7 protein-coding genes are annotated in these 6742 nt (G+C 65.7%); all 7 read right to left on the reverse strand.

Going from position 1 to position 6742, the window contains the following annotated elements; translation table 11 throughout:
- Positions 1 to 34: 34 nt before the first annotated feature.
- Positions 35 to 952 (reverse strand): UDP-3-O-acyl-N-acetylglucosamine deacetylase, encoded by a 918-nt coding sequence (lpxC, locus tag ACYP33_RS24945; protein ID WP_414450408.1) that lies wholly within the window; start codon positions 950 to 952, stop codon positions 35 to 37.
- Positions 953 to 1203: 251 nt separating this feature from the next.
- Positions 1204 to 1710, reverse strand: coding sequence for a peroxiredoxin (locus tag ACYP33_RS24950; RefSeq protein WP_206127293.1), 507 nt, complete (start codon positions 1708 to 1710; stop codon positions 1204 to 1206).
- Positions 1711 to 1886: 176 nt separating this feature from the next.
- A complete protein-coding gene (gene ftsZ, locus ACYP33_RS24955; RefSeq protein WP_414443836.1) occupies positions 1887 to 3077 on the reverse strand; it encodes a cell division protein FtsZ in 1191 nt (396 codons plus the stop codon).
- Positions 3078 to 3180: 103 nt separating this feature from the next.
- Positions 3181 to 4413 (reverse strand): cell division protein FtsA, encoded by a 1233-nt coding sequence (gene ftsA, locus ACYP33_RS24960; protein ID WP_206127294.1) that lies wholly within the window; start codon positions 4411 to 4413, stop codon positions 3181 to 3183.
- A 25-nt stretch (positions 4414 to 4438) separates the two neighbouring features.
- Positions 4439 to 5191 carry a cell division protein FtsQ/DivIB gene (locus ACYP33_RS24965; protein ID WP_414443835.1) on the reverse strand — a complete coding sequence of 251 codons (753 nt, stop codon included), beginning with the start codon at positions 5189 to 5191 and terminating at the stop codon, positions 4439 to 4441.
- A gap of 19 nt (positions 5192 to 5210) precedes the next feature.
- A complete protein-coding gene (locus tag ACYP33_RS24970; RefSeq protein ID WP_414443834.1) occupies positions 5211 to 6152 on the reverse strand; it encodes a D-alanine--D-alanine ligase in 942 nt (313 codons plus the stop codon).
- Between the two features lies 1 nt (position 6153).
- The coding region (locus ACYP33_RS24975; protein WP_459624329.1) for a glutamate ligase domain-containing protein at positions 6154 to 6742 on the reverse strand (589 nt) is incomplete at its 5' end.

Here is a 6742-nt window from a genome sequence, read left to right on the forward strand (position 1 = left end):
GGGCTGCCTTTTTATCGGATTCGTGCAACTTCGCTCAGGCGAAGGCCGTTTGCGCGTCGAACGCAAAGCCACGCGGCGCGGCTTTCAGATCGTCGAACGTGACCATCTCGTAGGCCTCTTCGTGTGCGAGCAGTTCGCGCAGCAGCGCGTTGTTCAGGCCGTGACCCGACTTGTACGCCGTGTAGGACGCCAACAGCGGATGGCCGACCACGTACAGATCGCCGATCGCATCGAGCATCTTGTGCTTCACGAACTCGTCGTCGTAGCGCAGGCCGTCGTTGTTGAGGATGCGGTACTCGTCGAGCACGATCGCGTTATCCATGCTGCCGCCGCGCGCCAGCCCCAGCTCGCGCATCATCTCGACTTCGTGCGCGAAGCCGAACGTGCGCGCCCGCGCGATTTCGCGCACATAGGACGTATTGGCGAAATCGACTTCCAGTTCCTGCCCCGTTTTATCGACGGCCGGGTGACGGAAATCGATCGTGAACTTGAGCTTGAAACCGAAGAACGGATCGAGGCGCGCGAATTTATCGCCGTCGCGCACTTCCACCGTGCGCTTGACCTTGATGAAACGCTTCAGCGTGCCCTGCTCCTCGATGCCTGCCGACTGGATCAGGAACACGAACGACGAGGCGCTGCCGTCCATGATCGGGATTTCCTCGGCCGTCACGTCGACGTAGAGGTTGTCGACGCCGAGGCCGGCGCAGGCCGACATCAAGTGCTCGATGGTCGAAACACGCGCGCCATCCTTCTGCAGCACCGATGCGAGCCGCGTGTCACCGATCGCCATGGCGTTGGCGGGGATCTCGACCGGCGTCGGCAAATCGACGCGCGTGAAGACGATCCCCGTGCCCGGCGCTGCCGGACGGAGGGTCAGTTCGACCTTGCGGCCCGAGTGGAGGCCGATGCCGACCGTCTTCACGATCGATTTGATGGTTCGCTGCTTCAACATGGCGGTGCGCTTCTTGATTGACGTTATCAATCAGTACTTTTATTCGATAGGCGAGAGTATAGCGCAAAACAACAGACGGCGTTCGGCCGATTGTCGTAGCAACTGTTTCTGCACGTTACTCTCGCGGAGCCCGTGCAGGTCGAGAAAGACAGGCCGACGCCCGGAACGGAGGCGTTCCCGGACGTCGGCCCGTATTGCGGCACCCTGTCGTTACGACGCGTTGCCGCGACGCAACGTTCGGCGAGAAACGCTCAGCGTTTCGCCGCCGCCAGGATGCTTGCCGCGTCGCTGACTTCGAATTTGCCCGGCGCCTCGACGGCCAGCGTCTTGACCACGCCGTCGTCGATCACCATCGCGTAGCGCTGGGAACGGATTCCCATGCCGCGCGCGGACAAATCCTGCGTAAGCCCCAGTGCATGAGTGAAGGCTGCGCTGCCGTCCGCGATCATGCGCACCTTGCCCGAGGTGTGCTGATCCCTTCCCCAAGCACCCATCACGAATGCGTCGTTGACGGACACGCACCAGATCTCGTCGATGCCGGCCGCGCCGAACGCGTCGGCGGCCTCGACATAACCGGGTACGTGCTTCGCCGAACAGGTGGGCGTGAACGCGCCCGGCAATCCGAAGATCACCACGCGCTTGCCGGCCGTCTGTTCGCGCACGCTCAGCGCATTCGGCCCGAGCGTACAACCCTCACGCGCTTCGTCGACGAATTCGAAGACTTGTGCGTCGGGCAGCGTGTCGCCTGCTTGAATCATGACTGGTCCTTCATTGCGATGCGGTTGCGGGTTGGGTTACGGACAACACGGCCCCTGCCACCTCGCGACTGCGAAGCGGGCGATTGGCCCGGCCCTGCGTCGCTGGCGACGCGGCCTCGGTCGATCCGTTCCACCCGTCACGTCGGCTGGCCGCGCGAGCGGCCGGCCTGCCCGTGTCAGTCGGCCTGCTTGCGCAGGAACGCCGGAATGTCGTACGTATCGACGCCCTTTTCCTGCAGCGCCTGCACGTGCGAAGCCGCCGTTTCACGCGAATTGCGCCAGACGGCCGGCGTGTCGAGCGCGCCGTAATCTGCCGTGTTCACGTGCGCCGGTGCGTAGCTGTGGCCCACCGCGGCAACCGGCTGGTTGTCGGTACCGGTGCGCAGCAGGGTCATCGGCGTTTGCTGCTTCTTCGCGGCGCGGCCGAGGCCCGTCGCGACCACCGTCACGCGCAGCGCATCGCCCATCGCGTCGTCGTACACGGCACCGAAGATCACCGTGGCGTCTTCCGCCGCGTAGCTCTTGATGGTGTTCATGACTTCACGCGTTTCCGACAGACGCAGCGAACGGCTCGACGTGATGTTGACGAGCACGCCGCGCGCGCCCGAAAGATCGACACCTTCGAGCAGCGGGCTGGCCACGGCCTGCTCGGCGGCCAGACGCGCGCGATCGACGCCGGCCACCGTGGCCGTGCCCATCATCGCCTTGCCCTGCTCGCCCATCACCGTCTTGACGTCTTCGAAGTCGACGTTGACGAGGCCGTCGACGTTGATGATTTCGGCGATGCCGGCCACCGCGTTGTTCAGGACGTCGTCGGCGCACTGGAAGCACTTGTCCATTTCGGCGTCGTCGCCCATCACGTCGAACAGCTTGTCGTTGAGCACGACGATCAGCGAATCGACGTGATCCTCGAGCTGCTGCGCGCCCGCTTCGGCGACGCGCATGCGCTTGCCGCCTTCGAATTCGAACGGCTTGCTGACGACACCGACCGTCAGAATGCCCATTTCTTTGGCGATCTGCGCGACCACGGGCGCAGCGCCCGTACCCGTGCCGCCGCCCATGCCGGCGGTGATGAACACCATGTGCGCGCCGCGCAGCGAATCGGCGATGCGCTCACGGGCTTCCTCGGCCGCCGCACGGCCCATGTCCGGCTTCGCGCCGGCGCCGAGGCCGGTGTTGCCGAGCTGGATCACGTTCGGTGCACGCGAACGCGACAGGGCTTGCGCGTCGGTGTTCATGACGACGAAATCGACGCCCTGCACGCCACGGTTGATCATGTGCGAAACGGCATTGCCGCCCGCGCCACCGACCCCGATCACCTTGATGATGGTGCCGTTGGTCTCGGTTTCCAGCATTTGGAATTCCATTATTGCCTCCGTCAAGAAAGATAAATCTGCTCGGCGTTATTCGGCAGGAGATCGGGCAACCCCCTGCGCGCGCGCCAGCCGCCGGCACCAGCGCTTGAAATCGTCAAAAATTGCTCAGGAACCAGTCTTTCATTCGCGTGAAGATCTGGCCCGCCGAGCCGGATTGCACGGCCACCTTGCGGCCGCGCATCCGCTGCGCGCTACCCTCGACGAGCAGGCCCATCGCGGTCGAGTAGCGCGGATTGCGCACCACGTCGGCCAGGCCGCCCGCATATTCCGGCGCACCGATGCGCACCGGTTTCAGGAAAATGTCTTCGCCCAGTTCGACCATGCCGGGCATCATGGCAGCGCCGCCGGTCAGCACCACACCGGAACTGAGTAACTCTTCGTAACCCGACTCGCGCACGACTTGTTGCACGAGCGAGAACAGCTCCTCGACGCGCGGCTCGATCACCGCCGCCAGCGCCTGGCGCGACAGCGTGCGCGGACCGCGCTCGCCGAGCCCCGGCACTTCGACCATCTCGTCAGGATCCGCCAGCGCCTGCTTGGCGATGCCGCAACTGACCTTGATGTCCTCGGCGTCCGGCGTGGGCGTGCGCAGCGCCATCGCGATGTCGCTCGTGATCTGGTCGCCCGCGATCGGGATCACCGCGGTATGACGGATCGCGCCTTCCGCGAAGATCGCGATGTCGGTCGTGCCGCCGCCGATGTCGACCAGCACCACGCCCAGGTCCTTCTCGTCCTCGGTCAGCACCGCCAGCGACGACGCCAGCGGCTGCAGGATCAGGTCGTTCACTTCGAGGCCGCAGCGGCGCACGCACTTGACGATGTTCTGCGCGGCGCTGACCGCGCCCGTCACGATGTGCACCTTCACTTCGAGGCGAATCCCGCTCATCCCGATCGGCTCGCGCACGTCTTCCTGGCCGTCGATGATGAATTCCTGCGTCAGGATGTGCAGCACTTGCTGATCGGTCGGGATGTTGATCGCCTTCGCCGTCTCGATCACGCGCGCGACGTCCGTCTGCGTGACCTCCTTCTCCTTGATCGCGACCATCCCGCTCGAATTGAAGCTGCGGATGTGGCTGCCGGCGATCCCCGTGAAGACGTTGGTGATCTTGCAGTCGGCCATCAGCTCGGCTTCTTCGAGCGCACGCTGAATGGACTGCACCGTGGCCTCGATGTTCACCACGACGCCTTTCTTGAGACCTTTCGATTCGCTCTGGCCGAGGCCGATGACCTCGTAGTGGCCCTCGCCCTTCAGCTCGGCGACGACGGCCACGACCTTCGACGTGCCGATGTCGAGGGCAACCAGCAGATCTTTGTAGTCTTTGCTCATAAGTGCTCTTGCGTGTGATGTCCTGTTACTTCTTGCCCTTGTCGGTATCGCTCAAGAACCGCATGTTCGCCGCGCGGATCGCGAATCCGTTCGGGTAGCGCAGATCCGCGTACTCGATGTCGTTGCCCCAGCGCTGCGAGACGGCCGGCCATGCCGCCACCAGCCGCTGCGCTCGGTCCGGCAGCGTATCCGTGTTGCGCTCCCTCCCGAATTCGATTTCCATGCCGTTCGCCAGCTTGACCGTCCAGGCGTAGCGCGATGACAGCGTCACTTCCTCCGGCTCCGAATTGAGCGGCGCGAGCCACTTCGTGAAGTCGCGATACCGCTGCACGACTTCCTTCGCGCTGCCGTCCGGGCCGTCGAACGCGGGCAGCTCCTCGTCCAGCTCGCCCTGGTTCGCCGTGAACAGCTCGCCGTCGGTGCTGACCAGCTGATCGCTGCCCCAGGTGCCGAGCGGTTTGTACTCCTCCAGCGTGACGGCCAGCGCATCGGGCCAGACTCGCCGCACGCTCGCGTGACGCACCCACGGCATCTGCTCGAACGCGACCCGCGCGGTGTCGAGATCGACCGTGAAGTAATTGCCTTTCAGGCGCCCGACCACGCCGGCCCGCACCGTCGGCGAGTTGATGTGATCGGTATCGCCGTCGATCAGGATCGTCCGCAACGCGAACGCCGGGCGCTGGATCAGCCAGTAGCAGCCCGCCGCCGTGCAACCGAGCAGCAGCAACGCGTAAAGCGCGCTGGCGGCGAAGTTGAGTTGGCGAACGTTGTTCCACATGGGTTGCGTCCCGTTTCCGTCAGTCGTCGAGCGTCATCGACAGCACCTTCACCACCAGCTCCGAATAGCTGATGCCGACCGCGCGCGCCGCCTTCGGCGGCAGCGAATGGTCGGTCATGCCCGGCGCCGTGTTCACTTCGAGGAAGTACGGCTTGCCGGCCGCATCCAGCATGAAATCGGCGCGGCCCCAATCGGTGCAGCCCAGCACGTCGAACGCGCGACGCGCGAGCCGCTTGAATTCGGCTTCCTGTTCCGGCGCGATACCGCAGGGAATCAGGTATTGCGTGTCGTCGGCGACGTACTTCGCGTGATAGTCGTAGAACTCGCCGGCCGGCACGATGCGGATCACCGGCAGATCGAGATCGCCCGCGATGCACGCCGTGTATTCGCCGCCGCCCTCGATGCTCTGCTCGACCAGCACGATCTTGTCGTGCTTCGCGGCTTCCTCGATCGCGGCCGGCAGCGCCGCGGCGTCCTTCACCTTGATCACGGCGACGCTCGAGCCTTCGCTGGCCGGCTTCACGAACAGCGGCAGACCGAGCTTCGCGACGATCCCGGGGGCGCGCTGCGCGACGTCGTCGCCGCGCATCACGGTTTCGAACGGCGGGGTGGGCACGCCGGTTTGCTGCCACACCAGCTTGGTGCGGAACTTGTCGAGGCCCAGCGCCGAGCCGAGCACGCCGGTGCCCGTGTAGCGGATGCCGTAGAAATCGAGCGCGCCCTGAATCTGGCCGTTCTCGCCGTAGCCGCCGTGCAGCGCGTTGAACGCGCGCACGAAGCCTTCGTCCTTCAGCGCGGCCAGCGGCCGCTCGGACGGGTCGAACGGATGCGCGTCGATACCCGCCTCGCGCAGGCCCTGCAACACCAGCCGGCCCGAATTCAGCGACACCTCGCGCTCGGCGGACACGCCGCCGAACAGTACCGCCACCTTGCCGAAACGTTTCGGATCGATCCCGCTCATGTCATTCCTTGTGTTGCTGTTGCTGCGCGATTCGCCCCGGCACCGCGCCGATCGAACCCGCGCCCATCGTGATCACCACATCGCCCGCGCGCACCACCCGGGCCAGCGCGGCCGGCAATTCGTCGACCGTTGCGACGAACACCGGATCGACCCGCCCGATCGCCCGCAGCGCGCGCGCGAGCGCCTCGCCGCTCGCGGTCGGAATCGCGGCCTCGCCGGCCGCGTACACCTCGGTCAGCACCAGCGCGTCGACGGTCGACAGCACCTTGACGAAATCCTCGAAGCAGTCGCGCGTGCGCGTGTAGCGGTGCGGCTGGAACGCCAGCACGAGGCGGCGGCCCGGGAACGCGCCGCGCGCGGCGGCGACGGTGGCCGCCATCTCGACCGGATGGTGGCCGTAGTCGTCGATCAGCGTGTAGCTGCCGCTGCCGTCCGCCACGGCCACTTCGCCGTAGCGCTGAAAGCGCCGGCCGACGCCGTTGAATTCGGCGAGCGCCTGCTGGATCGCCGCATCCGACACGCCCAGGTCGGTCGCGATCGCGATCGCGGCCAGCGCATTCTGCACGTTGTGCAGGCCCGGCAGGTTCAGC

This window comes from Burkholderia sp. 3C (assembly GCF_054589155.1).